21 protein-coding genes are annotated in these 26,088 nt (G+C 62.9%); 11 read left to right on the top strand and 10 right to left on the bottom strand.

Annotated elements, in window-relative coordinates:
* Window positions 1–26: 26 nt before the first annotated feature.
* Entirely contained in the window at window positions 27–734 is a 708-nt protein-coding gene (tsaA, locus tag PG897_RS16690) for a tRNA (N6-threonylcarbamoyladenosine(37)-N6)-methyltransferase TrmO (protein WP_019839767.1), read from the top strand.
* Window positions 735–774: 40 nt separating this feature from the next.
* On the opposite strand, the gene PG897_RS16695 is transcribed toward tsaA, so the two are convergent.
* Genes PG897_RS16695 through PG897_RS16710 form a run of 4 tightly spaced genes read right to left on the bottom strand, consistent with a single transcriptional unit; the run spans window position 775 to window position 5,457 of the window.
* Entirely contained in the window at window positions 775–2,220 is a 1,446-nt protein-coding gene (locus PG897_RS16695) for an HD domain-containing phosphohydrolase (RefSeq protein WP_017781989.1), read from the bottom strand.
* Window positions 2,221–2,270: 50 nt separating this feature from the next.
* The gene (locus PG897_RS16700) at window positions 2,271–3,392 is read right to left on the bottom strand and encodes a beta-ketoacyl-ACP synthase III (RefSeq protein WP_201882484.1); all 1,122 of its coding nucleotides are present in this window, start codon (window positions 3,390–3,392) and stop codon (window positions 2,271–2,273) included.
* Window positions 3,393–3,447: 55 nt separating this feature from the next.
* Window positions 3,448–4,611, bottom strand: coding sequence for a vWA domain-containing protein (locus tag PG897_RS16705; protein ID WP_043169931.1), 1,164 nt, complete (start codon window positions 4,609–4,611; stop codon window positions 3,448–3,450).
* Between the two features lie 3 nt (window positions 4,612–4,614).
* A complete protein-coding gene (locus tag PG897_RS16710; protein WP_043169930.1) occupies window positions 4,615–5,457 on the bottom strand; it encodes an AAA family ATPase in 843 nt (280 codons plus the stop codon).
* Between the two features lie 167 nt (window positions 5,458–5,624).
* On the opposite strand from PG897_RS16710, the gene cysK reads away from it, so the two are divergent.
* The 4 genes from cysK (at window position 5,625) to crr (ending at window position 9,618) form a co-directional block, all read left to right on the top strand.
* Window positions 5,625–6,593 (top strand): cysteine synthase A, encoded by a 969-nt coding sequence (gene cysK / locus PG897_RS16715; RefSeq protein WP_010633318.1) that lies wholly within the window; start codon window positions 5,625–5,627, stop codon window positions 6,591–6,593.
* 442 nt (window positions 6,594–7,035) lie between these two features.
* Window positions 7,036–7,293 carry an HPr family phosphocarrier protein gene (locus PG897_RS16720; RefSeq protein ID WP_005303128.1) on the top strand — a complete coding sequence of 86 codons (258 nt, stop codon included), beginning with the start codon at window positions 7,036–7,038 and terminating at the stop codon, window positions 7,291–7,293.
* 44 nt (window positions 7,294–7,337) lie between these two features.
* The gene (gene ptsI, locus PG897_RS16725; RefSeq protein ID WP_005303130.1) at window positions 7,338–9,065 is read left to right on the top strand and encodes a phosphoenolpyruvate-protein phosphotransferase PtsI; all 1,728 of its coding nucleotides are present in this window, start codon (window positions 7,338–7,340) and stop codon (window positions 9,063–9,065) included.
* 43 nt (window positions 9,066–9,108) lie between these two features.
* On the top strand, window positions 9,109–9,618 hold the full coding sequence (gene crr, locus PG897_RS16730; RefSeq protein ID WP_005303134.1) for a PTS glucose transporter subunit IIA: 510 nt from the start codon (window positions 9,109–9,111) through the stop codon (window positions 9,616–9,618).
* A 78-nt stretch (window positions 9,619–9,696) separates the two neighbouring features.
* Here the strand turns inward: crr and PG897_RS16735 are convergent, their stop codons facing one another.
* The gene (locus PG897_RS16735; protein ID WP_043169929.1) at window positions 9,697–10,659 is read right to left on the bottom strand and encodes a GGDEF domain-containing protein; all 963 of its coding nucleotides are present in this window, start codon (window positions 10,657–10,659) and stop codon (window positions 9,697–9,699) included.
* Between the two features lie 340 nt (window positions 10,660–10,999).
* Between PG897_RS16735 and PG897_RS16740 the strand changes: the two genes are divergently transcribed.
* Window positions 11,000–11,545, top strand: coding sequence for a cytochrome b (locus tag PG897_RS16740; RefSeq protein WP_010633316.1), 546 nt, complete (start codon window positions 11,000–11,002; stop codon window positions 11,543–11,545).
* Window positions 11,546–11,628: 83 nt separating this feature from the next.
* Here PG897_RS16740 and PG897_RS16745 read toward each other — a convergent pair whose 3' ends face one another.
* The 4 genes from PG897_RS16745 to PG897_RS16760 all read right to left on the bottom strand — a co-directional run bounded on the left by PG897_RS16745 (window position 11,629) and on the right by PG897_RS16760 (window position 17,317).
* A complete protein-coding gene (locus tag PG897_RS16745; RefSeq protein ID WP_201882489.1) occupies window positions 11,629–15,384 on the bottom strand; it encodes an AAA family ATPase in 3,756 nt (1,251 codons plus the stop codon).
* Complete coding sequence (locus PG897_RS16750) at window positions 15,381–15,563, bottom strand: hypothetical protein (protein ID WP_043169924.1); 183 nt, start codon at window positions 15,561–15,563, stop codon at window positions 15,381–15,383. The genes PG897_RS16745 and PG897_RS16750 overlap by 4 nt, the downstream gene beginning before the upstream one ends.
* Window positions 15,560–16,786 (bottom strand): exonuclease SbcCD subunit D C-terminal domain-containing protein, encoded by a 1,227-nt coding sequence (locus PG897_RS16755; protein WP_043169921.1) that lies wholly within the window; start codon window positions 16,784–16,786, stop codon window positions 15,560–15,562. The genes PG897_RS16750 and PG897_RS16755 overlap by 4 nt, the downstream gene beginning before the upstream one ends.
* 102 nt (window positions 16,787–16,888) lie before the next feature.
* Complete coding sequence (locus tag PG897_RS16760) at window positions 16,889–17,317, bottom strand: GNAT family N-acetyltransferase (RefSeq protein WP_005303147.1); 429 nt, start codon at window positions 17,315–17,317, stop codon at window positions 16,889–16,891.
* Between the two features lie 180 nt (window positions 17,318–17,497).
* Here PG897_RS16760 and rdgC point away from each other — a divergent pair, with 180 nt between their 5' ends.
* The 4 genes from rdgC to PG897_RS16780 all read left to right on the top strand — a co-directional run bounded on the left by rdgC (window position 17,498) and on the right by PG897_RS16780 (window position 23,975).
* Entirely contained in the window at window positions 17,498–18,409 is a 912-nt protein-coding gene (gene rdgC, locus PG897_RS16765) for a recombination-associated protein RdgC (RefSeq protein ID WP_005303149.1), read from the top strand.
* A gap of 178 nt (window positions 18,410–18,587) precedes the next feature.
* Window positions 18,588–20,366, top strand: coding sequence for a gamma-glutamyltransferase (gene ggt / locus PG897_RS16770; protein WP_201882491.1), 1,779 nt, complete (start codon window positions 18,588–18,590; stop codon window positions 20,364–20,366).
* Between the two features lie 386 nt (window positions 20,367–20,752).
* Complete coding sequence (gene ybaL, locus PG897_RS16775; RefSeq protein ID WP_043169917.1) at window positions 20,753–22,396, top strand: YbaL family putative K(+) efflux transporter; 1,644 nt, start codon at window positions 20,753–20,755, stop codon at window positions 22,394–22,396.
* 397 nt (window positions 22,397–22,793) lie between these two features.
* Window positions 22,794–23,975 carry a M28 family metallopeptidase gene (locus PG897_RS16780; protein ID WP_005303156.1) on the top strand — a complete coding sequence of 394 codons (1,182 nt, stop codon included), beginning with the start codon at window positions 22,794–22,796 and terminating at the stop codon, window positions 23,973–23,975.
* 74 nt (window positions 23,976–24,049) lie between these two features.
* Here PG897_RS16780 and PG897_RS16785 read toward each other — a convergent pair whose 3' ends face one another.
* Entirely contained in the window at window positions 24,050–24,262 is a 213-nt protein-coding gene (locus PG897_RS16785; protein WP_043169915.1) for a hypothetical protein, read from the bottom strand.
* A 304-nt stretch (window positions 24,263–24,566) separates the two neighbouring features.
* Between PG897_RS16785 and pykF the strand changes: the two genes are divergently transcribed.
* Entirely contained in the window at window positions 24,567–25,979 is a 1,413-nt protein-coding gene (gene pykF, locus PG897_RS16790; protein ID WP_019839755.1) for a pyruvate kinase PykF, read from the top strand.
* The last annotated feature ends 109 nt before the right edge of the window (window positions 25,980–26,088 follow it).

A 26,088-nucleotide genomic window follows, 5' to 3' on the forward strand; every position in this document is an offset into this window, starting at 1 on the left:
GCCGGGGTTTTCAGTCAGGATCCGCCATGAAGTTCGAAATCGACACCCTGGGTATCATCCGCTCTCCCTACAAGGAGAAGTTCGCCATCCCGCGCCAGCCCGGTCTGGTCAAATCGGCCCGCGCCCGCCTCGAGCTGCTGCCCCCCTACGATCAGCCGGACGTGCTGCGCGGCATCGAGCAGTTCTCCCACCTCTGGCTCAGCTTCGTGTTTCACCAGACCATGGCGCAGGGCTGGCACCCGACGGTGCGCCCACCGCGCCTGGGCGGCAACGAGCGGGTCGGGGTGTTTGCCACCCGCTCCACCTTTCGTCCCAACCCGCTCGGCCTCTCGGTGGTCGAACTGCACGGGGTCGGCCGTGAGCGCGGCAAGCTGTGGCTGGAGCTGGGGGCGGTGGACCTGCTCGATGGCACCCCCATCGTCGACATCAAGCCCTATGTTCCCTATGCCGACAGCCTGCCGGATGCCCGCGGCGGTTTCGCCCCCGATGCCCCCACCCCGCCGCTGGCGGTGAGTTTCAGCCCAGAGGCGGAGCAGCAGCTGCAACCCTGGCTCAAGGCCCACCCCGAGCTGCGCCTGCTGGTGAGCGAGGTGCTGGCCCAGGATCCCCGCCCCGCCTACAAAAAGGGCAAGCCGGATGACAAGGAGTACGGCGTCAGGCTGTTTGACTGCAACGTGCGTTTTCGCATCAGCGAGCCCAGTTGCCTGGTGCTCGCCATAGAGCCGGCCCAGTGAGCCAACCATAAAAAAAACCACCCATGCGGGTGGTTTTTTGTCAGTCGTGATCCTTGTGCCTGAGGGCAATCTGGCGAAATTCCTCCTCGCAGGCGAGGAAGGCGTCGACGATGGCCGGATCGAAGTGGCGGCCACGCCCCTCCACTATGATGGTTCTGGCCTGCTCATGGCTGAAGGCGGGCTTGTAGACCCGTTTCGAGATGAGGGCGTCGTAGACATCCGCCAGCGCCATCAGCCGGCCCGACAGGGGGATCGCCTCCCCCGCCAGCCCGGCCGGATAGCCGCTGCCATCCCACTTTTCGTGGTGAGTGAGGGAGATCTCCCGCGCTAGCCGCAGGAAGGAGTTGGAGCCGAGCTGGGCTTCGGCGCTCGCCAGCGCATCGGCGCCAATCTGGGGGTGGCGCTTCATGATGGCGAACTCCTCGTCCGTCAGCTTGCCCGGCTTGAGCAGGATGGCATCGGGAATGCCCACCTTGCCCACGTCGTGCAGCGGCGCCGACTTGAACAGCAGATCGATGGTGGCATCGTCCAGCGGATAGCGCTCCCAGTCGCTGCGGCTCAACTGCTCCGCCAGCACCTTGACGTAGAACTGGGTGCGGATGATGTGGGCGCCGGTCTCGTTGTCACGGGTCTCCGCCAGCGAGGCGAGCCCCAGGATGGCCACGTCCCGGGTCAGGTTGAGCTCGTCCTGACGCGCCTTCAGCTCGCCGATCATCTGGTTGGTGCCGGCGGCAATCAGGCCGAACTCATCGTCCCGGATCACCGGCACCCGCGCCTCCAGATCGCCGCACTGCACCTGCGCCATGGCACGAGTCTGATGCATCAGGGAGAGGGTCAGGTTGCGGCCATAGCCGCGAATGATGAGCCAGAGATAACCGAAGGTCACCACCATCACGAAGGCGATCTCCAGCAGTATGTAATGCTGGGCATCGAGCCGCGGCAGGCTCTTGTCCACCGTGACCAGCCACTCCAGATCCTTGTTGAACAGCAGGAAGAACACAGCGCCAAGCAGGGTCAGGGTGGTGAAGGCGAACAGGGAGAACTTGCGGGAAACCGGCATGGCCAGCGGCTGGTTCAGCACCAGACAGGCCTGATGTTCCCGCAGCTTGGCCCGCTGCCAGTCCCGCTGCAGCGACAGATCCGCCGCCACCAGGAAGCCCAGGGTGCTCATCCCCAGCAGGATCTTGAGGTGGCTCTCCAGCGGAAAATCATACCGGATGCCGTTGTAGCCAGAGAGCAGCAAGGCCCCCAGCAGGTAGAAGCCCACCTCCAGCCCGAAGCCTCCCAGCCCCTGACCGGACAGCGTCACCTTGCGCAGCAGCTGATCGCGCAGGACAAACATGATGGCGAAGGTCACCAACGCGGGCCCCAGCAGCTGGGGCAGCGTCAGGCTCTCCAGGAATGGGCAGACCTGCAGCCCGTAAAGACAAAACAGTGACAGTGTCACCCCGTAGTGAAGGGCGCAGCGCCCCGTGATCCTCTGCATGATTCCACCCAAACCTTATCGTCATGACGGCGGGGAGATGACCCCGCCCCTCACAGGCGCCGCAACAACAGGCTCCCGATCGAATAGCCGGCGCCAAACGAGCAGAGCACACCGCGGGCCCCCGCGGGAAGGTCGCGATTGTACAGATGGAACGCGATAATGGAACCCGCCGAGCTGGTGTTGCCGTAGCTGTCGAGGATCACCGGCGCCTCCTGCTGGCTGGCGTCATGGCCGAGCAGCTTGCGGGCGATGAACTGGTTCATGGTCAGATTGGCCTGATGGAGCCAGAGCCGGCTCAGGGAGTCTGCCGCCCAGCACTGCTCATCAAGCTGGCCGGCGATCTGATCGCACACCAGCGGCAGCACCTCCTTGAACACCTTGCGCCCCTGCTGGCGGAACAGCTTGTCGTCGCCGTAACGGGTGCGCGGGCTGAGCCGGTTTAAAAAGCCGAAGTTGTTGCGGATGTTGTTGGAGTACTGGGTCACCAGCTTGCTGGCCACCAGTTGCCAGGGGTTGGCCACCTGGCAATCGGCCTCCCGCTCCAGCAGCACGGCGGTACAGGCGTCACCGAAGATGAAGTGGCTGTCTCTGTCGCGAAAATTGAGGTGCCCAGAGCAGATCTCCGGATTGACCACCAGCGCCAGTCGGGCGGTACCAGCCGCCAGCATGTCCGCCGCCGTCTTGATGCCGAAGGTGGCGGAGGAGCAGGCCACGTTCATGTCAAAGGCCATGCCGCCCGCCCCCAGATAGTGCTGCAGTTCGATGGAGAGGGCTGGATAGGGGCGCGGCATGTTGGAGGCAGCCACTATCACCAGATCTATTTCCCCCGGCTCGCGACCGGCGGCGATCAGCGCCTGCTCAGCGGCGGCCACCGCCATCTCCACCATGATGGAGGGCTTGTCATCGGGTCGCTCCGCCAGCAATGGCTGCATGATGTCGGGATCCAGCACCCCCTCCTTGCTCACCAGATAACGGCTCTTGATGCCGGAGGCCTTTTCGATGAATTCGCTGCTCGAATGCTGTTTGGCGGGCAGCTGGCCGGCGTCGATGGCGGAAGCGTTCTCCTCGTTGTAGAGATCCACGTACTGGTTGAAGGCGGCCACCAGCGCTTCGTTGCTGACGGCAAAGGGAGGGGTATAGAGGCCTGAGCCACTGATCACGATAGAGGTCATCTTTGCTCCTCGCCGGGTTCACTCCCGGCTTGTTGGTCTGTTCGGGTAGAGAGGGTCACAGCTGGTCAATGGCCGCAGCCAGACCCGCCAGAGTCAGCGGGTGCATGCGCCCGCCGATCAATTCGTTCATCAACTTGATGGAGGGGTGCCAGAGCCACTCCCGCCGCGGGGTGGGATTGATCCACACCAGCTTGGGAAAATGCTGCTGCAAGCGGGCCAGCCACACCTGACCGGCCTCCTCGTTCCAATATTCGACGCTGCCGCCAGGCCAGGTGATCTCGTAGGGGCCCATGGTGGCATCCCCCACCAGGATCACCTTGTAGTCGCTGCCGTAGGTGCGCAGCAGGCGCAGGGTGTCGAAGCGCTCCTCGTGCCTGCGGGCGTTGTCTCGCCAGACAAAGTCGTAGAGACAGTTGTGAAAATAGAAGTACTCCAGGTGCTTGAACTCGTGGCGCAGAGCGGAGAAGAGCCGCTGCACCTCGGCCACGTGGGCATCCATGGAGCCTCCCACGTCGAAGAAGACCAGCAGCTTGACCCCGTTGTGGCGCTCGGGTCTGAGCTTCACATCGAGCCAGCCCTGCCTGGCCGTGCTCCGGATGGTGTCGTCGAGATCCAGCTCATCGGGGTTGCCCTGGCGCACCCAGCGCCTGAGTTTGCGCAGCGCCAGCTGGATGGCCCGTTGTCCCAGAGGGGAATCGTCGCTGAAGTTGCGATAATGGCGCGCCTCCCACACCTTGACCGCCTTGCCATGCTGGCCCTCTCCCCCCATGCGGATCCCTTCCGGGTGAAAACCGCCGTGGCCGAACGGGCTGCTGCCACCGGTGCCGACCCACTTGTTGCCGCCGGCGTGACGCTCCTTCTGCTCGTTCAAGCGCTGGTTGAGGGTCGCCAGCAGTTGGTCGAACCCACCAAGGGATTTGAGCAACGCCTTCTCCTCGGCGCTCAACAGCCGCTCGAACTCCTTGCGCAGCCACTCATCCGGCAGGCTCTCCGGCAGCAGGGGGATGGCGGCCAGCCCTTCGTAATACTCGGCGAAGGCGCGATCGAAGCGATCGTAGTGAGCCTCGTCTTTTACCAGCAGACAGCGGGCAAGCTGGTAGAACTCATCCATGTCGAGGCTGGCCAGCCGGGCTGCCAGCGCCCCATGCAAGTCCAGCAGCTCGCGCAGGCTGCAGGGGAGCTGGTGGCGACGCAGGTGGGTAAAAAAGTCGATCAGCATGGGTCAGCTGCCGCGTCTGGCCAGAAAAGCGAGCTTCTCAAAGAGATGCAGGTCCTGCTCGGTCTTGAGCAGGGCACCGTAGAGGGCGGGTACCAGCTTGCCTGGCTCGCGGGCGCGCATCGCCTCGGGGGCGATGTCGTCGGCCAACAGCAGCCGGATCCAGTCCAAGAGTTCCGAGGTGGAGGGTTTCTTGCGCAGCCCCTCTACTTCCCGCAGCTCGAAGAAGAGATCCATCGCCTCACCGAGCAGGCTCTCCTTGAGGTCGGGGTAGTGAAGTTTGACGATGGCCTGCATCTCGGCCTTGACGGGGAAGCGGATGTAGTGGAAGAAGCAGCGGCGCAGGAAGGCATCCGGCAGCTCTTTTTCATTGTTGGAGGTGATGATGACCACTGGGCGCTGGCGGGCCTTGACCCGCTCGCCGGTCTCGTAGACATCGAACTCCATCCGATCGAGCTCCTGCAGCAGATCGTTGGGGAACTCGATGTCCGCCTTGTCGATTTCATCGATGAGCAGCACCGGGCGCTGGTCGGCGGTGAACGCCAGCCACAGCTTGCCGCGGCGGATGTAGTGGCCTATCTCCCCCACCCTGGGGTCGCCGAGCTGGGAGTCCCGCAGCCGGGCTACCGCATCGTACTCATAGAGCCCCTGCTGGGCCTTGGTGGTGGATTTGATGTGCCAGGCGATAAGCTCGGTACCCAGATGGCGGGCCACCGCTTCGGCCAGCTCAGTCTTGCCCGTACCGGGTTCACCCTTGATGAGCAACGGCTTCTCCAGCACGATGGCGGCATTGACCGCCATCTTGAGCGCCTCTGAGGCGAGATAGCGATCGCTTCCTGCAAATCCCATAACGTCCATTCCTTTGACGACGAGAGACCTTTTCGCGAGGGAGGTCTCAATAAGAAAGAATAAGCTCTATATCTTGTAATAACATATTGTTATAACAAATCGTCACTTCTCATTCAGAAACCACAGGGTAATCTTGTTTCATCGCCGTAACAAACAGGGATAGCACCATGAGCAAAATTTTTGAGGACAACAGCCAGACCATAGGTCACACCCCTCTGGTTCGTCTCAACCGTGTTACCAAGGGCCGCGTGCTGGCCAAGATTGAGAGCCGAAACCCGAGCTTCAGCGTCAAGTGCCGTATCGGCGCCAACCTGATCTGGGATGCCGAGAAGCGCGGCGTTCTGACCAAGGGCAAGGAGATCATCGAACCCACCAGCGGCAACACGGGTATTGCTCTGGCCTTCGTGGCCGCCGCCCGTGGCTATCCCATCACATTGACCATGCCGGCCACCATGAGCCTGGAACGCCGCAAGCTGCTCAAGGCACTCGGCGCCAACCTGGTGCTGACCGAAGGGCCGCTCGGCATGAAGGGGGCCATTGCCAAGGCCAACGAGATCCTCGAGTCCGAGCCCGGCAAATACGTGCTGCTGCAACAGTTTGAAAACCCGGCCAACCCGGAAATCCACGAGAAGACCACTGGTCCCGAGATCTGGGATGCCACCGATGGCGAAGTGGATGTGTTCGTGGCCGGCGTCGGTACCGGCGGCACCATTACCGGTGTCTCCCGCTACCTGAAACAGACCAAGGGCAAGGCGGTGGTCTCCGTTGCCGTCGAACCGAGCGAATCGCCGGTGATCAGCCAGCGTCTGGCCGGCCTTGAAATCAAACCGGGTCCCCACAAGATCCAGGGCATAGGTGCCGGCTTCATCCCGGGCAACCTGGACCTCACCCTGCTGGACCGCGTCGAACAAGTAAGCAGCGATGACGCCATCGAAATGGCTCGCCGCCTGATGGAAGAGGAAGGCATTCTGGCGGGCATCAGCTCAGGTGCCGCCGTGGTGGCCGCAGCTCGCCTCGCCGAGCTGCCGGAGTTTGAAGGCAAGACCATAGTGGTCATCCTGCCGAGCGCTGCCGAGCGCTACCTCTCCAGCGCCCTGTTTGCAGGGGTGTTCAGCGAACAAGAGCTGCAGCAATAAGTGATCGGATTATTTCAAAACAACGGCGCTCCCAGGAGCGCCGTTTCTTTATGGGCTAGACTGAGCACTTGGCAGCGCCAGTCGACCCCTTATTTTTCGGGGTAAAATAACAAGCAAAGCAGTGACGAAAAAAGCAGACATTCTGTGATAAATCTCATATCCTGTGCCGCGTCACGAGGTGTTTGCCGACTAGGTATCACAAAGTAACAAAGTGTTATTTTTCGTTATAAAATAATTTCAGGCCAGCATTGACGCGGCTTGTAGCGCGATAACGGAAAAGAGTTGAGGCAGACACCGAATACTGCACAGAAAATTGACCTGGATTAAACCATTGCAGGTCTGATTTCGTTACTTTACAACATATCCATACTGACACGGTGCGAGAAGGAAGCGTCAAAAGCATCCCTCACACCAAAAAATATCAATAATATGGGGTGAAACCATGTACGAGAAGTCTGTTGTTATTACTGCTGAAAACGGCCTGCACACCCGTCCGGCAGCTCAGTTCGTGAAAGAAGCCAAAGAATTCCAAAGCGAGATCACTGTGGTCTCCGGTGGCAAATCCGCCAGCGCCAAGAGCCTGTTCAAGCTGCAGACCCTGGGCCTGACCAAAGGCACCAACGTGACCATCCAGGCCGACGGCCCGGACGCTCAGAAAGCCGTTGAGAAGCTGGTTGCCCTGATGGACGAGCTGGAGTAATCCAGCTTTATTCCTCCCCCACAGTCGTTTTAATAGGAAGGATTATGATATCTGGCATTCTTGCGTCCCCCGGTATCGCATTCGGCAAGGCGCTTCTTCTGAAAGAAGATGAAATCGTTATCAATCAGGGCAAAATCGCTGCCGAACAGATTGATGCCGAAATCAACCGCTTCCTCGAAGCCCGCACCAAGTCAGCCGCACAGCTGGAAGCCATCAAAGAGATGGCCGGTCGCACCTTCGGTGAAGAAAAAGAGGCCATCTTCGAAGGCCACATCATGCTGCTCGAAGATGAAGAGCTGGAAGGGGATATCAGATCCTTCATCAAAGACAACAAGGCCACCGCTGACAAGGCCATCTACGAGGTCATCGAGCAGTACGCGAAGATGATGGCCGAGCTGGATGACCCCTATCTGCGCGAGCGCGCCACCGACTTCCGTGACATCGGTACCCGTCTGGTCAAGAACGTACTGGGCATCGCCGTTGTCAACCTGAGCACCATCGACGAAGAGGTGATCCTGGTCGCCAAAGACCTGACCCCGTCCGAAACCGCTCAGATCAACCTGAAATACGTGCTGGGTTTCGTCACCGACATCGGTGGCCGTACTTCCCACACCTCCATCATGGCCCGCTCCCTGGAGCTGCCGGCCATCGTGGGCACCAACGACATCACCGAGCGCGTCAAGAATGGTGACGTGCTGGTGCTGGACGCGATCAACAACCAGATCGTCCTCAACCCGACTGCCGAACAGCTGGCCAAGTTCAAAGAGATCCAGGCCCAGTTCCAGGCCGAGAAAGACGAGCTGGCCAAGCTGAAAGATCTGCCCGCCATCACCCTGGATGGCCATCAGGTCGAAGTGTGCGCCAACATCGGTACCGTCAAGGATACCGAGGGTGCCATTCGCAACGGCGCCGAAGGCGTGGGTCTGTACCGTACCGAGTTCCTGTTCATGGACCGTGACGCGCTGCCGACCGAAGACGAGCAGTTCAAAGCCTACAAAGAAGTGGCCGAAGCGATGCCGGATCAGCCGATCATCGTGCGCACCATGGACATCGGCGGCGACAAAGAACTGCCCTACATGAATTTCCCGAAAGAGATGAACCCCTTCCTGGGCTGGCGTGCCGTGCGGATCTTCTTCGATCGCGCCGACATCATGCACGCTCAGCTGCGGGCCATCCTGCGTGCGTCTGCCTTCGGCAAACTGCGCATCATGTTCCCGATGATCATCTCCGTCGAAGAGTTCCGCAGCCTGAAGGCCACCGTAGAGACGCTGAAAGCCGAACTGCGTGCCGAAGGCAAAGCCTTTGATGAATCCATCGAAGTGGGTATCATGATCGAGACCCCGGCTGCTGCCGTGATGGCTCATCATCTGGCCAAGGAAGTGGATTTCTTCAGTATCGGTACCAACGATTTGACCCAGTACACCCTGGCCGTCGACCGTGGTAACGAGATGATTTCCGCCATGTACAACCCGCTGTCACCCTCCGTCCTGACCCTGATCAAGATGGTTATCGATGCATCCCACGCCGAAGGCAAGTGGACCGGTATGTGTGGTGAGCTGGCTGGTGACGAGCGTGCCACCCTGCTGCTGCTGGGTATGGGTCTGGATGAGTTCTCCATGAGCGCCATCTCTGTACCGCGTATCAAGAAGCTTATCCGCAACACCAACTTCGAAGATGTGAAGGCCATGGCTGATCAAGCGCTGAGCTTTGCCACCGCCGCCGAAATCGAAGCCTGTGTAGATAACTTTATTAAGCAGAAGGCAGTCTGCTAAGATCGGCTGCAAACAGCGACAATCATCTCTAGGAGCTTTTACTATGGGTCTGTTTGATAAACTGAAGAAACTGGTTTCCGATGACAGCTCTGATACCGGCGGCATCGAAATTTTTGCCCCGCTGTCAGGCGAAATCGTACCGATCGAAGATGTGCCCGACGTTGTCTTCGCCGAGAAGATCGTCGGTGACGGCATCGCCATCAAGCCGGCCGGCAACAAGATGGTTGCTCCGTGCGACGGCACCATCGGCAAGATCTTCGAGACCAACCACGCGTTCTCGCTGGAATCCGACTCTGGTATCGAGCTGTTCGTTCACTTCGGTATCGACACCGTTGAGCTGAAAGGCGAAGGCTTCAAGCGCATCGCCCAGGAAGGTCAACAGGTCAAGCGCGGTGACACCATCATCGAGTTCGATCTGGCCGTTCTGGAAGCCAAAGCCAAATCTACCCTGACTCCGGTGGTCATCTCCAACATGGACGAGATCAAAGAGCTGGTGAAGATGACGGGTGCCGTGACCGTGGGCGAGACCCCGGTGATCCGCATCAAGAAATAAGGCTGCATGGGCCGAACGCCCATCGCTGCAACAAAAAACCGAAGCCCAGGCTTCGGTTTTTTTATAGGCGCCTTCCGGCTATTCCTTGCCGAAGACCACCTGGTTGCGCCCGTTGCTCTTGGCCTGATAGAGCGCCTTGTCAGCCACCTGCAGCAGGCTGTCGCTGCTCTGGCCCTCGCTTCGGGTGGCACAGCCCAGGCTCATCGTCAGGGAGAAGCTCTGCCCCTCCCACGCGACCACATGGCCGACAAACTGCCGGCGCAACTGCTCGGCCCGCTCGACCACCAGCTCAGCATCCACCCCGGGCAGGATCAGCAAGAACTCCTCTCCGCCCCAGCGGGCCAGGTGCTCCCCGGCTCTCAGCTGGCCGGTCATGATGCGGGCCGCCTCGCACAGCGCCGCATCCCCGGCGGGATGCCCGTAGCGATCATTGATCTGCTTGAAGTGATCGATGTCGCCCAGGATCACCGAGAAGGGTTCTCCCTGCAGCCAGAGCGCCTGCAGTTGCTGGCCTGCAGCCCGCCGGTTGCCAAGCTCGGTCAGTGGATCGGTGCAGGAGATCCGACTCACCTCCTCTATCATGCAGTGCAGATCGTGAATGTCGCGCAAGGTCACTATGTGCCAGCCCGGCATGGCATCGGCTTTCAACTGGGCCGTGATGGTAAACCAGCGCTGCTGGCCGTTCTTGCAGTAAAGCAGGGCATTCATCTCGGCCACCGCAGCCCCGCTTGCCAGGCTGCTCATCACCGCCTGGTTCCAACGCGAGATGGCCAGTGCCCGGCTCTCCTCGTCGCGATAGACGGTGGCAAACCAACTGGCCATGTCAGGCAGATCCGTCAGGTCGTAACCCAGTTGCGTCACGAAAGCCCGGTTCACGAACCTGTGATGGCGGGCGGGGATCTCCGACAGCCGGGTGGGGATGCTGTCCAGCGTCTCGCTGCAGGCCGATTCCGAGATCAGGATAGGAAACGGGATCACGTCGAAGGAGCGAAACAGGATCTGCTGCAGCTCGGTCAGGATCACGGGATCTGTGATGGTCAAGGTAATTCCCTTCACCTGTTGAGGATTTTATTAAAGGTAAATGAGGGGAGAAGAGGGGTAAAGCCCTCATTGAACTGGGCTGGGTGCCCGTTTCCCGGCCGCAACACACCCTGCTCTGCGGCTTTGCATCAGCCGTTCTCCCCCCTGGCAGCCTCTCCTTGATGAGCGAAACCAGTTCTTCGACCGGCGCGCTGCCGGCCTGTTACAAATAACATGTTAAAAACACACAGAGATCAAGGTTTTGACACATCTTCGCAGTAACATGGAAAAAGTGGCCCGGAGGCAGGACGCCCGATGAGACCACCCGTGATGCAATGCAAGCCCCGAAAAGGATACGAACATGCTGAAAAATACCGAGCAACGTTATGGCAGCCTGAGCATAGGGCTGCACTGGTTGACCCTGCTGCTGATGATCGCCGTCTATGCGCTGATGGAGTTCAGGGACATCTTCCCCAAAGGGTCGGTCGGCCGCGACCTGATGAAGGAGTTTCACTTCATGGTGGGTCTGCTGATCCTGGCGCTGGTGGTGGTGCGTCTGCTGGTGCGTGCGAGCAGCCCCTCACCGCGCATCGTGCCCGAGCTCTCCCCTCTGATGCTCAAGCTAGCCAAGCTCGCCCACCTGGCGCTCTATGGCTTCCTGATCCTCACCCCGCTGCTGGGCTGGCTGCTGCTGAGCGCGGGTGGCAAGCCCATCCCCTTCTTCGGCCTTGAGCTTCCCGCCCTCATCGCCCCCAACGACGGCCTGAAGGGCACCATCAAGGAGCTGCACGAGACGCTGGCCAACATTGGCTATGCCCTGATTGCCCTGCATGCGGCGGCATCCATCTACCACCACCACGTACTCAAGGACAACACCCTGACCAATATGCTGCCCGAGCGCAAATAGCCAGCGAGACGGGTTGCACACCAACAAGAAGGCCCCTTTGACAGGGGCTTTCTTGTTCATGGATGGTCATGGATAACGCGCCGTCATCCGGGCAGCACCACCCGGCTTTCGCCACCGCCGAGGGCTTCCACCCGCACCTGTACGCCGATCCGCTCCACCAGGGTCTGTACGTGGGAGATGACCCCGATCTGGCGGCCGGCCGCCTGCAGGGAGTCCAGGCTTGAGAGCGCCAGATCCAGGCTGTCGGGATCGAGCGTGCCGAAGCCCTCGTCGATAAAAAGCGATTCGACCTGGGTCTGGCGCGACGACAGGCTGGAGAGGGCCAGCGCCAGCGCCAGCGACACCAGGAAGCTCTCGCCGCCGGAGAGGGAGTCTACCGAGCGCACCTCGTCCCCCATGTCGAGATCCACCACCTGCAGCGCCAGATCGGTGCCGGGCACCCGCTCCAGTCGATAGCGAGGGGAGAGCTCGGCAAGCTGGGCGTTGGCCTCCAGCAGCAACCGCTCCAGGGTGAGGCTCTGGGCGAAGGTTCGCAACTTGGCACCGCTGGCCGAGCCGATAAGATCGGAGAGTCGCTGCCAGTGATCCGCCACCGCCTGCTGGGCGGCCAGCTCCTCCTGCAGGGTGCCCGCCTTGAGGGCAGCCGCCTCGGCCTGGGCCAGCGTGCTCTTGCACTGGAACAGCTGCTCGTCGAGGGCGCGGCAGTGTGCCTCCAGCGCCGTCAGCCGGCTGTCGAGCTCCTCTGGCGCCAGTGCAGCCAGCTCGGGGTGATGCTCGCGGTAACGATCCCGCTTGCTCTCCTCCAGCGCCAGCGCCCGCTGCCGCTCGGTCAAGCGGGTACGCGCCTCGGCGCGGGCATCCTCCAGCGCCTGCAGGGCGGCGCGCCGCGCCTTGAGCTCATCCGGGCTCATGGCCAGCAGGCGGCGCAGGTCATATTCGGCGATGCCGAGGCTGCTGGCGTGAGCAGCCCAGCGCCCCAGCACCTCCCGTCGGCGCCGGCTACTCACCTGCTTCTCCTGCTCCAGATGGCTGAGACGGGTCTTGAGCTCGGTCTGGCGCTCGCGCAGGGCGCGGGCCGCCCCCTGCATCGTCTCCAACTCGCTGGCCAGTTGCTGCAGCCGCTGCTGCCAGCGATGCTCGACCTGGGCAATCTCCTCGCCCCCCAGACAGGTGGCGCGGCTGGTGACCAGCCCCTGCCGCTGCTGTTCATGCTCCTTGTAGTCGCGCTCGAGCTTGTGCAGCAGCTCGCGCTGGGTCTGCAGGCGCGCCTCCTGGGCGCTCAGGGCAGGGGTGAGGCTGGCAATCTCGCCAGCCAGCCGCTCCCACTCGCTCTGGCCGTGCAGCCAGGCCTCGCACGCCCGCTGCCACTCGAGCCACTGCTGGCTGCCCAGCCACTGGCGCCAGGGCTGGCCCCCCATCTGCTCGTCGAGCCGGTTGCCCCCCTGCTCGAGGCGCTGGCGCAGGATCGCCTCCTGCTCGCCCATGGCCTTCACCTCCCCCTCCAGGGCGATGCGCTGGCGGTCTGCCTCCTGCCACTGCTGCTCGAACTGCTGGTGCTGGCTGGCCAGCTGGCTCAACTGCTGGCGCACGGCCTGCAACTGCTGCTGCCCCTGCTGGGCCTCACGCAGTTGCTGCTGGCTACGGGCCAGCCCCTGCTCCAGGCTTTGGCCACGGCCGAGCAGGATGCTCATCAATTCATTCCACTCGATTGGGCTCTGACCTAGCGGCAGCGGATGGCCGAGCAGGGTATCGCCCCCGAGCTGTTGCCAGCGCAAGGTCAGCTGCTCGGCACGGGTCTCCAGCTCCGGCAGATGTTGCTGGCGCACCGCCAGCTGACGGGCCAGCTCCTGGCGCTCGCTCTCGCACTGAATGTATTGGTTATTGAGCCGCTCCCACTCGAGCTCGAGGCCGCGGGCGCGCTCCGCCAGCTGGCCCAGAATACCCGCCACCTGTGGTTGGCTCTGGTGATAGGGGTGCTCCTCGGCGCCGCAGAGGGGACAGGGTTCACCGTCGCGTAAGATGTGGCGATGCTGCTCGAAACTGGCGATGGCACGGGACTGCTCCAGCGCGTGGCGTGCCTCGTCCCGCTGCAGGGCGAGCCGCTCACGAGCCGGCGCCAGCTCGTCGCCGAGGCTGGCCAGCTTGCCGAGCGCCAGCTCCAGCTGGGCTATCTCCTGCTGCAGGCGACCATGCTGCTCGCCGTGATTTCGGCCATAGTCGGCCAGCTCCAGCAGCTGCCGCAGTTGGCCCAGCTGTTCGGTCTGCTGCTGCCACTGCTCCTGCGCCTTGGCCAGGCGCCCATCCCACTGCTGCTCCTGCAGCTCGTGCTGTTGCTGCTGCAGCCGCTCCTGCTCGCGCTGCCAGTAGTCGCGCTCCTGTTGCCCCTGCTCCAGCTGGTGCTGCAACTGCCTGAGAGCGCGCAGCTTGTGCTCACGCAGGGTAAGGAGCTGCTGCAACCTGCCGGCATCTTCGGCCCAATCCTGCATGGCGGTGAGCAGGGGCTGCCATTGGCGGGCCACCGGCGCCAGCTCCTTGTGCTCTTCAAGCCAAGCGCCCCACTGCTGGTGCTGGGCCTTGAGCTGCTCCACCTGCTGGCGCTGCTGGTGCCAGCCCTGCTCCAGGGTGAGCTGCACCTCCCGCTCCTGCGTTCCCTCCTGCTGGATCTTCTGCAGTTGCTGCTGCTTTTCCCTAATGCGGGTATCGAGCTCCTGCGCCCGCTTGAGCTCGGGCTGCAGGGCGCCCCACTCGCGCTCGGCGGCGATCTTCTCAGCCAGCAGCTGCTGCTCGGTGAGGGCGCTCTGCTGGGTCTGCTCCTCCAGCTTGCCAAGCTCGGGGCCAAGCTCAGCCAGCAGTTTCTCCTGCTGCTGCACCTCCAGAGTGAGGCGAGCCAGCTCGTCGTGATCGGCACGGGCCACCTGGGCCTGCTCGGCGCGGGCAAACTCCTCGCGCTCGGGGGCGGCCGCACCGTGGGCCACCTCTGCGGCGGCAAGGGCAGCCTCCCCCTCCTCACAGGCCTGCAACTGGGCGGCGATGCGGCCGTTGAGGTCGCGCAAGTCCTGCATCAGTTGCTGTTGTTGTTGCTCGTGTTTGAGGCTGGTGGCGAGGCTGACCTGCTGGCTCACCCACTGCTCGCGGGTCGCCTCGTCCATCAACGCCACGTCGCCGAGCCGCTGGCTGATGGCGGCCAGTTGCTGCTGCTCCTCCCGCGCCCGTTCATGGGTCTGAACCGAAATGGCGGAGTAGAGCTCGGTGCCGGTCATCCGTTCGAGCAGGGCCGAACGCTCGTCGGCGCTCGATTTGAGGAAGGCGGCAAACTCCCCCTGCGGCAGAATGACGGCGCGGCGAAACTGCTCCCAGGAGAGCCCCACCAGCTCGTCGATGCGATCCTGCAGCTCCCGCTTGCTGCCACTGAACACCTGGCCCGACGCCACGTCGGTCAGGCTGCGCTCCTGAGCCTGAAAGCGCCCCTCGGCGCGGTTGCGGGCCCGGCGCACCGCCCAGCGGGCCAGCCAGACCCGGCCGTCGCAGCCGCGAAACTGCACCTCCGCGAAACCGCTGGCGTGACCGCGGCTGAGGATTCCGCGCACGTCGTTGGCCTTGAGCTTCTCCTCGTCATCCATGCGGCCCACTTCGGCCACGTTCTTGCGATTGGCGATAAAGCGCGGCATCTCGTCGTAGAGCGCCAGGCAGATGGCATCGAGCAGGGTGCTCTTGCCGGCGCCGGTATTGCCGGTGATGGCAAACAGGCCGGCGGCCCCCAGGGCACCACCGGCAAAATCGATGGTGAATTGACCGGTCAGGCTGGCGAGGTTCTCACCACTCAAAGAGAGGATCTTCATACGCCACACACCTCCATCCATACCGACCCGATATCGTGCGTGCTCTTGCCCCCATCAGCCCGGGTATTGCCGGTGATGGCAAACAGGCCGGCGGCCCCCAGGGCACCACCGGCAAAATCGATGGTGAATTGACCGGTCAGGCTGGCCAGATTCTCCCCTGACAGCGACAAGATTTTCATGCATTGGCCTCCTTCACCTGCTCCAGGATCTCTTCAAACGACGCCACCAGCTCAGCCTCCGGCTCTCCGTCAAACTGACGCTGATAGCAGAGGCGGAACACTTCTGTGGGGGAGAGCTCATCGAGCCGGCGCTGGCCGGCACCGTCCGCCAGCCCCTGGCCCGAGCCCTGATAGCTGGTCGTGATGCGGGCCAGGCGCACCGGCTTGTCACCAATGGCGGCCAGCACGCGCTCGCGGATGCGGGCCTCGGGTTTGGGCAGCAGCAGCCGCACCTCGAGGAAGGGCTGTGCCTGCTGCGGGCAAGCGGGCAGGTCCAGCGCCTCGATGGCCTTGAGCGCCTCATCGAGGCCGCTCTGGGGCAGCCGGATCATCTCCACCGCGCGGGGCACCGGGATCCGCTCAAGGCGGGCCAGCTTGCCCCCCTCAAACGTCACCTCCAGCACCTGATGGTTGTAGTTCGCCTCGGCCAGCGAGAGCGGCAGCGGCGAGCCACTGTAGTGCACCCCCTCGGCCGGGCTCTGGGCCAGGTGCAGGTGACCCAGCGCCGTGTAGTCGGCGGCGGCAAACAGTTCGGCAGGCAGGGCGTGCTGGTTGCCACCGAGCACCCGCCGCTCGGAGAGCTCGGAGAGCTGGCCCGCCGCCAGATAGGCGTGCCCCATGGCGATGAGGGCCTGATCCGGATTACAGCGCGCCCGCCCCTCGCTCAACACCGCCTCATAGACCTGGCGTACCCCTTCGATGAGCCTGTCCTGCCCCTCGCTGAGCCCTTCGGGGCGCAGATCGCTGCTGCGCAGAAACGGCACGGCGGCACACCAGGCGGCCACCTCGCCGTTTTTGCCTCGCAGCGGCACCAGCAGGCGCTCGGTCTCGAGCCGCCCCTCGTCGTCCCGACTGATGCTGCCCACCAGATGCAGGTCGAAGGCGCGCAGCAGCTCGTGGGGAGCATCCAGCTTGGAGGGGGAGTCGTGGTTGCCGCCGATGAGCACCATCTCCAGTGCCGGGTGCTCGGCGCGCAGCCTGGCCAGAAAACGGTAGAGCTGCTGCCAGGCGCTGGCGGGGGGATTGGCGGTGTCGAACAGATCGCCCGCCACCAGCAGGGCGTCGATGTCACGGCTCTTGATGGTGTCGGCCAGCCAGTCGAGAAAGGCATCGTGTTCAAAACGGCGATCATGGCCATGGAGTTGGTGGTCAAGGTGCCAGTCGGCGGTATGCAGGATCTTCATGAAAAAACGGCTCGTATGGAGGTGGTGCCAGCAGCACCCGATGCAGACAAGATGAGGATATGCCTCCCTTTTTTCAAGCCGGACCGGGTGCTGGCGTCAGATTCAGGCGGGCTCGCAGCACATCTGGTACTGGGGATGACCGGTGAGCGGGTCGGCCAGCTCCCCCTCGATCACGAAACCGTGGCGACGATAGAAACGCACCGCCTGATCGTTTTCCACGAAGACCCGGGCATGCAGCCTGGCCCCCTTGGACTTGGCCTCCTGCAGCAGGGCATGACCCACCCCCCGCCCCTGACGGTCGGGGCGCACAAAGAGGGCGGCCAGGTAGTCATCCACCAGCGCCATGAAGCCGAGCAGCTCGCCGCGCTCCTCGAACACCCAGATGCGGGCGCGCTCGAGATAGCGGGTGCGCAGATCTTCCTGCGCCTGCCACCAGCAGGAGGCATCGACAAAATCATGGGCCTGCAGGGAGGCCAGCAACCAGATCTCGACGATCTCGTCCATGTCGTCGGACCGACTCGCCCTCAGCATATTGGTATCCTTGTTAACAACCTTAACATCCGCAGTCTAGGGGAGTTTGATGACGGCTTTGGGGACGGATATGACTCCCTGTGAAGTCGATCGCCCTTTATTTAGCAAGAATGATTGGCTGATCACAAAGCGCCTCTCTAGTACAATGCCCGCCGGACAATCTATGAGACCGAGGACGCCATGTGGTTTAAAAACCTGCAGATTTATCGCTTTACCCGCCCCTTCGAGCTGACCGTCGAGCAGCTGGAAACCCAGCTGGAAGCCTGTGCCTTCACCCCGTGCGGCAGCCAGGACATCTCCCGGTTCGGGTGGGTCAAGCCCCTTGGCAAATTCGGCTCCACCCTGACCCACTCCGCCGCCGGCCACATCCTGCTGTGCGCTCGCAAGGAAGAGAAGATGCTGCCCGGCACCGTGGTCAAGGAGATGCTGGCGGAGAAGGTAGAGGCGATCGAGTTCGAACAGGGCCGCGCCCTCAAGAAGAAAGAGAAGGAAGCGCTCAAGGAAGAGATCATGCACACCCTGCTGCCGCGCGCCTTCAGCCGCACCAGCCAGACCTTCGCCTGGATCAACCCGGCCGACAACCTGATGGTGGTCGACGCGGGCTCCGCCAAGAAGGCGGACGATCTGCTGGCTCTGCTGCGCAAGTCCATCGGCACCCTGCCGGTGGTGCCGGTGGCCCTCAAGAACCCGCCCGAGATCACCATGACCGAGTGGCTGAACGAGGGCAACCTGCCCGCCTCCTTCACCCTGGAGGACGAGGCCGAGCTGCGCAGCGCCATGGAGCACGGTGGCATCATCCGCTGCAAGCAGCAGGATCTGATGAGCGACGAGATCAAGAACCACCTGGCCAACGACAAGCTGGTGACCAAACTGGCCCTCAACTGGGGCGAGACCCTGAGCTTCGTGCTAGGGGATGACCTCTCCATCAAGCGCCTGAAATTCAGCGAAGAGCTGCGCGAGCAGAACGACGACGTCACCAGCGAAGATCCGGCCGCCCGTCTGGATGCCGACTTCGCCCTGGTCACCGCCGAGCTGGCCCAGTTCATCCCGGCCCTGTTCGCCGCCCTGGGCGGTGAAGAGCAGTCCATCTAAGCGAAATGGCTCAGCCTGATTGCAAAAAACCGCCTCCGGGCGGTTTTTTTATGGGCGGGCGCCGGTACGACTTGTTGATAGATGAGTAACTTGTTGATCTGATTCGACAACTTGAGTCATTAGCGCCAATCGTGACATAGTCGCCCTTCATGCTCATAAAACAGACAAGGAGAGTGTCATGTTGCGCAAACCGCTGGGGCTGGCCATCGCCCTCGCTCTGCTGGCCGGCTGCGCCGCTCAGCAGAGCCCGCAAACGCCCCCCGCCCACACCCTGATCGCGCCGGAGGCCGCCAGCGGCTGGCAAGAGAAGCAGGGCTGGCAGGGTCACGACTTCATGGTGGCTGCCGCCAACCCGCTGGCGGTGGAGGCGGGCTACCAGATGATCCAGGCCGGCGGCAGTGCGGTGGATGCCGCCATCGCGGTGCAGCTGGTGCTGACCCTGGTGGAGCCGCAATCCTCCGGCATCGGCGGTGGCTCCCTCATGCTGGTGTGGGACGGCAAACAGGTAGCCGCCGTGGATGGTCGCGAGACGGCCCCCACCGCCGCCACCGATCAGCTATTCATGAAGGATGGCAAGCCGATGGCCTTCTACGACGGCGTGGTGGGCGGGCGCTCGGTGGGCGCCCCCGGCACGGTGCGGGCACTGGCGCTGGCCCACCAGCGTTACGGCAAGCTGCCCTGGGCCAGCTTGTTCGAGCCCGCCATCACCCTCGCGGAGCAGGGATTCGTGATAAGCCCGCGGCTGGCCGCGCTGCTGACCAAGGATCCCTATCTTGCAAAAGACCCGGACGCACGGGCCTACTTCTATCAGGCCGACGGCAGCCCCAGAGCGGCGGGCAGCCGGCTGACCAACCCGGCCCTGGCCAAGGTGCTGCTCACCCTGGCAAGTCAGGGGCCGGACGCCTTCTATCGCGGCCCGCTGGCCGAGGCCATGGTGGCCAAGGTGCACGCTCACCCGACCAACCCCGGGGTGCTGAGCGCGGTCGATCTGGCCAGCTACCGCGCCAAGCTGCGCGACGGCCTCTGCTTTGACTATCGCCAGAGCCGGGTGTGCGGCTTCCCGTCCCCCTCGTCCGGCACCATCGCCCTTGGCCAGATCTTCGGCATGCTGGAGAGTCGCGACATGGCGGCCCTCAAGCCGGTGCCAGGGGAGCAGGGCCAGCCGGCCGCCTCCGCCGAGGCGATCCACCTCTACAGCGAGGCGGCGCGGCTCGCCTTTGCCGACCGCAACCAGTACGTGGCGGACAGCGACTATGTGGCGGTCCCCATCAGCGGCCTGCTCGACAAGCACTATCTGGCCCGGCGCGGCGCCCTGATCGGCGAGCGCTCCATGGGGCTGGCCAAGGCGGGCACCCCGCCGCTGGCGCCGGCTCGCGGCCAGGATGCGACCCCTGAGCTCCCCTCCACCAGCCACATCTCCATCGTCGACAAGGCGGGGATGGCGGTCTCCATGACCAGCTCCATCGAAGACGGCTTCGGCTCGCGGCTGATGGTCAACGGCTACCTGCTCAACAACCAGCTCACCGACTTCTCTTTCACCTCGCTGGATGCCGCCGGGCTGCCAGTGGCCAACCGGGTGGAGCCGGGCAAGCGACCGCGCTCCTCCATGTCCCCCCTGCTGGTGTTTGACAAGAGCAGCGGCGAGCTGGAGATGAGCCTGGGATCACCGGGGGGCTCCGCCATCATCAACTACGTGGGCAAAACGCTGTTGGGCACCCAGGATTGGGGGCTCAACCTGCAACAAGCGATCAATCTGCCCAACTTCGGCAGTCGCAACGGCCCCACCGAGCTGGAGGCGGGCCGCACCCCGGCCGCCGTGGTCGAGGCACTCAAGGCGAAGGGGCACGAGGTGGTGCTGAGCGAGCAAACCTCGGGCCTGCAGGGGGTGCAGCGCAACGCCGGCGGCTGGCTTGGCGCCGCCGATCCGCGCCGGGAGGGGATCGCCAAGGGTCAGTGAACCCAGGGGTCTGCCCCCAACCCTCAATGCAACGAAGCGGCCGGTTGGTCGCTTTTTTTGTGAGATCAGGCTGTGCTCGCCCTGGCCACAAAAATCATCACCGATTGATTAATGCTGCCAAGCCAGGTCAATAAAAATAGAGCACCTCACCTTAAAACCATCACTTATCCACTTTTTATCTCAAAATTAGCTTTAAATGTGGATAAAGATTGTCTTTCCACCAAAAACGTATTATTTTTCAACAGAAACGGCAACTGTTGTCCCTCAGACACGCCCCGTGCACGGGACCAGCATCTGTCTCTTTCGCCCCCTGCTCATTGACAGCTGCCCTCTTCACCCGCGCGGTGATCTGGTAGCCCCCTGACTGCCATTAGCGAGGTGACGACATGGACCACTCCCTTCCCCTGATTACCACCCTGGTCGGCGGCTTCGTGCTGGCCTACATCCTCGGCATGCTGGCCCAGCGCCTCAAGATCTCCCCCATGGTGGGCTATCTGGCGGCCGGCGTCATCTCGGGCCCCTTCACCCCGGGGTACGTGGCCGACATGAAGCTGGTGCCCGAGCTGGCAGAGCTGGGGGTGATCCTGCTGATGTTCGGGGTGGGGCTTCACTTCTCCTTTCGCGATCTGATGTCGGTAAAGCGGATCGCCATCCCAGGCGCCATCGCCCAGATCGCGGTCGCCACCCTGCTCGGCATGGGGCTCGCCTCGCTGCTGGGGTGGGATCCGATCGCCGGCCTGATGTTCGGCCTCGCTCTCTCCACCGCCAGTACCGTGGTGCTGCTGCGGGCGCTGGAGAGCCGCCAGAATCTGGAGACCCTGCAGGGGCGCATCGCCATCGGCTGGCTCATCGTCGAGGATCTGGTGATGGTGCTGGCGCTGGTGATGCTGCCCATCATCGCCGACATCCGGTTCGGCGAGCAGGCCATGAGCTGGCAGAGCATAGCGCTGGATCTGGGCTGGACCCTCGGCAAGGTGAGCCTGTTCGTGGCGCTGATGATGGTAGTGGGCAGCCGCTTCATCCCCTGGCTGCTGACCCACACCGCCAGCACCGGCTCGCGCGAGCTGTTCACCCTGGCGGTACTGACCTGCTCCCTTGGCATCGCCTTCGGCGCGGTCAAGCTGTTCGGCGTCTCCTTCGCCCTTGGCGCCTTCTTCACCGGCATCGTCATGAACCGCTCCGAGCTGAGCCACCGCGCCGCCAACAACACCCTGCCGCTGCAAGACGCCTTCGCCGTGCTGTTCTTCGTCTCGGTGGGCATGCTGTTCAACCCGGCGGTGCTGCTGACCGAGCCGCTGGCGGTGCTGGCCACCCTGTTCATCATCATGTTCGGCAAGTCGGCGGCGGCCTACGCCATCGTGCGGCTGTTTCGCTACAGCAAGCGTACCGCCCTCACCATCTCCGCCAGTCTGGCCCAGATCGGCGAGTTCTCCTTCATCCTCATCGGGCTGGCCATAGTGCTGAAACTGGTGCCGGAAGGAGCCCGTGACCTGATCCTGGTGGGTGCCAGCCTCTCCATCATGCTCAACCCGCTGGTGTTCAACGCCGTCGAGCGCTATCTGGAGAAACAGCCGGACGCCGACAACACCCAGGTGCTGGCCGAGTGCACATGCCCGCCGGTGGAGATGAAAGGCCACACCATACTGGCGGGCTATGGCCGGGTCGGCCGTCTGCTGGTGAACGGCCTGCAGCAGGCCGGGCGCGAGCTGGTGGTGATCGAGCAGGATCCGCACCGGCTGGAGAGCCTGCGCCAGGCCGACATTCCCCACGTCAACGGCAACGTGGCCGATGACGAGGTGCTGTGCCGCGCCGCCATCGCCGACGCCAGCTGGCTGCTGGTGGCCATCCCCAACAGCTTCGAAGCCGGCGAGGCCATCGCCCAGGCCAGGCTCATCAACCCGACCATCCGGGTGATCGCCCGTGCCCACAGCGACGACGAGGTGAGCTTCCTCACCAGGCAGGGGGCAGACAAGGTGATCATGGGGGAGCGGGAGATAGCCCTCGGCATGCTGGCCCAGGCCACCGCCTAAACCCACGTTTAGATGCAGAAGAGGGGCACTGCCCCTCTTTTTGATGGCTGCCGTCATGCCCGTCACTGACGCCGATGCACCCGGCCACGGCTTGCGCCACCGGCGGCGAGCAGCGATACGGCACAGTTTGACTCCCTTTGTCAGCCCCCCAGGTCAGGGCCGAGCGCCGCTGCTGCCGCGAGCACCCTGCTCACCGCCCCCTCGCCAGCACAAAGCTCCGCCAGCCACCCTCGCCGGCCCGCAGTAGACAGCAGATCCTGCAGCGACCCCCACCGGATTGGGGGAGCGCCGCGCCAGGTGGGCAAATTCGCAGGTCTGCCTCCTTGGCTAGACTGGGCCAGTCGTCTTATGACACCCATTTGGCACATGTGCCGCAACCAATCTGGAAGGATCCGCCATGAAACCCTTGTTGACTGCCCTCTTGCTCCCCCTGCTGCCCCTCGCCGTACAGGCCGCCGAGCCCGTCTGGATCACGGTCGGTGCCGACAGCGGCGTCGAACTCAAGCAGGTAAAAGCCAAGCTGGCCCCCCTGTTCAGCGCCAGCGGCGCCCCCATCCAGCTGGCCCAGGTCGAGGCGAGCGAGCTTGGCACCCTCTCCCACCTGATGCACGAAGGGCACCAGCGCTGCGGCGGCTACGTGGTGCACAGCACCCTGGCCGACGCCCTGCAGAGCATGGCCCAGCCCATCAGCCAGAACCTGTTCAGCGCCCCGCCGTTGACCCAGGGAGCCAGCGTCAACCGGCTGCTGCCCTATCTGGATCAGGGCAACATAGTCGGCACCATCAGCCAGCTCGCCAGCTGGCGCAACCGCTACTACACCACCACCACGGGGGTGCAGTCGGCTGACTGGGTGGCCGGTCAGTGGCAGACCCTGAGCGCGACCCTGCCCTGGGCCAGCGTCAGCCGGGTCAAGCACAGCGGCTATCCGCAGCAGTCCGTGGTGCTGACCCTCAAGGGCAGCCGCTACCCGGACGAAGTGGTGGTGCTCGGCGGTCATCTCGACTCCACCGCGGGCTCCGCCCCCAACAGCCGCACCCTGGCCCCCGGCGCCGACGACGATGCCTCCGGCATCGCCACCCTGACCGAGGTGCTGCGGGTCATCGCAGAGCAGGGCCGCCAGCCGGAGCGCACCCTGCAGTTCATCGGCTATGCGGCGGAAGAGGTGGGGCTGCGCGGCTCCAAGGACATCGCCACCCGCTACAAGGCGGCCAATACCAAGGTGCTGGCGGCGCTGCAGCTGGACATGACCAACTACCAGGGCTCGGCGGAAGACATAGTCTTCATGACCGACTACACCGACCAGGGGCTGACCGGCTATCTGGCCCAGCTGCTCGACGCCTATCTGCCCCAGATCCGCTACGGCTATGACAGCTGCGGTTACGGCTGCTCGGATCACGCCTCCTGGCACAATCAGGGCTACCCGGCCGCCATGCCGTTCGAGTCGCGCTTCAACGACTACAACCCCAACATCCACACCGCCCGGGACACCTTGCAAAACTCGGATCCCTCGGCTGCCCACGCCCTCAAGTTTGCCCAGCTGGCCACCAGCTTCGCCATCGAGATGGGCAAGATAAACTGAGCCGCCAAGGAGTAATGAAGCACCCAACACAAGAGGGAGGCCTGGCCTCCCTCTCTTCTTTTCAAACCTGCCGCTCAGGGCTGTCGATATGCCTTGGCAAGCGGGGGATTGGTGCGCGGCAAGCCTGGCTGCGCGCGGGCCGTGGCGGCCTGCGCATGCAGCCTTTCAAGGCGCTCGAACGCACGCAGCGTGCCATCGCGGGGAGCGGGATCGGCTGGCCAGCAGCTGGAGGGCAGCGCCTGCACGCCCAGCAGGGCGACGGACAACAGCAACAGATAAGGGGCCATCTTGCAGCACTCCGGTGGCAGCAGAGTGTCTATTCTTGTCGGGGACCGATGACGGTTTGATGAAGGGACGGGATCGTCATTTTACAACATTTGACGAGGCGGGCCGGCGCCGAGATACATATGGCGACATTTATGCCAAATCTGCGCTGACCAGTTAATTTATGCCCTAAAAAGTAGCCGGGAGGAAAACGTTATCCCTGAAAAGAAAACGTTATCTGGTCAAAACGTTGTTTCTGGATCATAAAAAGTATCCAAAAACTGGTGTATATTGCACGGCGGAAACTCCTTAACCATGAAGACTGACATGAAAAAGACCAAAATCGTCTGCACCATCGGTCCCAAGACCGAATCCAAAGAAATGCTGGCCAAGATGCTGGACGCCGGCATGAACGTCATGCGCCTGAACTTCTCCCACGGCGACTACGCCGAGCACGGTGGTCGCATCAGCAACCTGCGCGCTGTCATGGCCGAAACCGGCAAGCACGCAGCCATCCTGCTGGACACCAAGGGTCCGGAAATCCGTACCATCAAGCTGGAAGGCGGCAACGACGTGGCCCTGGTCGCTGGCCAGACCTTCACCTTCACCACCGACCAGACCGTGGTTGGCAACAAAGACAAAGTCGCTGTGACCTATGCCGGTTTCGCCAACGACCTGCGCGTCGGCAACCGCATCCTGGTTGACGACGGCCTGATCGGTCTGGACGTCATCGAAATCACCGAGCGCGAAGTTGTCTGTAAAGTACTGAACAACGGCGATCTGGGCGAGAACAAAGGCATCAACCTGCCGGGCGTCTCCATCAAGCTGCCGGCCCTGGCCGAGAAAGACAAGCGCGACCTGATCTTCGGTTGCGAGCAAGGCGTTGATTTCGTTGCCGCCTCCTTCATTCGCAAGAAAGAAGACGTGCTGGAAATCCGTGAGCACCTGAAAGCCCACGGTGGCGAGAACATCCAGATCATCTCCAAGATCGAAAACCAGGAAGGCCTGGACAACTTCGACGAGATCCTGGCTGTCTCCGACGGCATCATGGTTGCTCGTGGCGACATGGGTGTCGAAATCCCGGTTGAAGAAGTTATCTTCGCCCAGAAGATGATCATCGAGAAGTGCAACAAAGCCCGCAAAGTGGTCATCACCGCCACCCAGATGCTGGACTCCATGATCAAGAACCCGCGTCCGACCCGCGCCGAAGCCGGCGACGTGGCCAACGCCATCCTGGACGGTACCGACGCAGTCATGCTGTCCGGTGAGTCCGCCAAGGGCAAATACCCGCTGGAAGCCGTGACCATCATGGCCACCATCTGCGAGCGTACCGATGCCGTGATGCCGTCCAACCTGTCTGCTGCCAACGACAGCAACAAGCTGCGCATCACCGAAGCCGTATGTAAAGGCGCGGTAGAGACCTCCGAGAAGCTGGACGCCCCGCTGATCGTGGTTGCCACCGAAGGCGGCAAGTCTGCCAAGGCCATCCGCAAGTACTTCCCGAAAGCCTGGATCCTGGCCATCACCACCAACAAGAAGACCGCAGCCCAGCTGGTACTGACCAAGGGTGTGGTTGCTCACGTGGTTGACAGCATCGCCTCCACCGACGATTTCTATCGCATCGGTAAAGAAGCGGCCCTGGCCAGCGGCATGGGTCTGAAGGGTGATGTGGTTGTCATGGTCTCCGGTGCTCTGGTACCGAGCGGCACCACCAACACCGCTTCTGTTCACGTTCTTTAATCGGAACTGAACAAGCTGAAAACGGCGCCCGCGGGCGCCGTTTTTTTTATCTCGCCCCCCTGCTGCCCCTTTCTGCCCGGTGTTAGAATCCACGCGGATTTAATCCAAG

This window comes from Aeromonas sp. QDB20, assembly GCF_027707805.1.
GTDB classification, from domain to species: domain Bacteria; phylum Pseudomonadota; class Gammaproteobacteria; order Enterobacterales; family Aeromonadaceae; genus Aeromonas; species Aeromonas dhakensis.

Bases quoted from the DNA above. Each gene is read 5' to 3' on its own strand.
- PG897_RS16760 (WP_005303147.1), bottom strand. From the start codon at position 17,317: ATGCTGAGGGCGAGTCGGTCCGACGACATGGACGAGATCGTCGAGATC.
- rdgC (WP_005303149.1), top strand. From the start codon at position 17,498: ATGTGGTTTAAAAACCTGCAGATTTATCGCTTTACCCGCCCCTTCGAG.
- PG897_RS16785 (WP_043169915.1), bottom strand. From the start codon at position 24,262: ATGGCCCCTTATCTGTTGCTGTTGTCCGTCGCCCTGCTGGGCGTGCAG.
- PG897_RS16705 (WP_043169931.1), bottom strand. From the start codon at position 4,611: ATGCTGATCGACTTTTTTACCCACCTGCGTCGCCACCAGCTCCCCTGC.
- PG897_RS16750 (WP_043169924.1), bottom strand. From the start codon at position 15,563: ATGAAAATCTTGTCGCTGTCAGGGGAGAATCTGGCCAGCCTGACCGGT.
- PG897_RS16720 (WP_005303128.1), top strand. From the start codon at position 7,036: ATGTACGAGAAGTCTGTTGTTATTACTGCTGAAAACGGCCTGCACACC.
- pykF (WP_019839755.1), top strand. From the start codon at position 24,567: ATGAAAAAGACCAAAATCGTCTGCACCATCGGTCCCAAGACCGAATCC.
- ggt (WP_201882491.1), top strand. From the start codon at position 18,588: ATGTTGCGCAAACCGCTGGGGCTGGCCATCGCCCTCGCTCTGCTGGCC.
- tsaA (WP_019839767.1), top strand. From the start codon at position 27: ATGAAGTTCGAAATCGACACCCTGGGTATCATCCGCTCTCCCTACAAG.
- ybaL (WP_043169917.1), top strand. From the start codon at position 20,753: ATGGACCACTCCCTTCCCCTGATTACCACCCTGGTCGGCGGCTTCGTG.
- cysK (WP_010633318.1), top strand. From the start codon at position 5,625: ATGAGCAAAATTTTTGAGGACAACAGCCAGACCATAGGTCACACCCCT.
- PG897_RS16755 (WP_043169921.1), bottom strand. From the start codon at position 16,786: ATGAAGATCCTGCATACCGCCGACTGGCACCTTGACCACCAACTCCAT.
- PG897_RS16710 (WP_043169930.1), bottom strand. From the start codon at position 5,457: ATGGGATTTGCAGGAAGCGATCGCTATCTCGCCTCAGAGGCGCTCAAG.
- PG897_RS16780 (WP_005303156.1), top strand. From the start codon at position 22,794: ATGAAACCCTTGTTGACTGCCCTCTTGCTCCCCCTGCTGCCCCTCGCC.
- PG897_RS16745 (WP_201882489.1), bottom strand. From the start codon at position 15,384: ATGAAGATCCTCTCTTTGAGTGGTGAGAACCTCGCCAGCCTGACCGGT.
- PG897_RS16700 (WP_201882484.1), bottom strand. From the start codon at position 3,392: ATGACCTCTATCGTGATCAGTGGCTCAGGCCTCTATACCCCTCCCTTT.
- ptsI (WP_005303130.1), top strand. From the start codon at position 7,338: ATGATATCTGGCATTCTTGCGTCCCCCGGTATCGCATTCGGCAAGGCG.
- PG897_RS16695 (WP_017781989.1), bottom strand. From the start codon at position 2,220: ATGCAGAGGATCACGGGGCGCTGCGCCCTTCACTACGGGGTGACACTG.
- crr (WP_005303134.1), top strand. From the start codon at position 9,109: ATGGGTCTGTTTGATAAACTGAAGAAACTGGTTTCCGATGACAGCTCT.
- PG897_RS16740 (WP_010633316.1), top strand. From the start codon at position 11,000: ATGCTGAAAAATACCGAGCAACGTTATGGCAGCCTGAGCATAGGGCTG.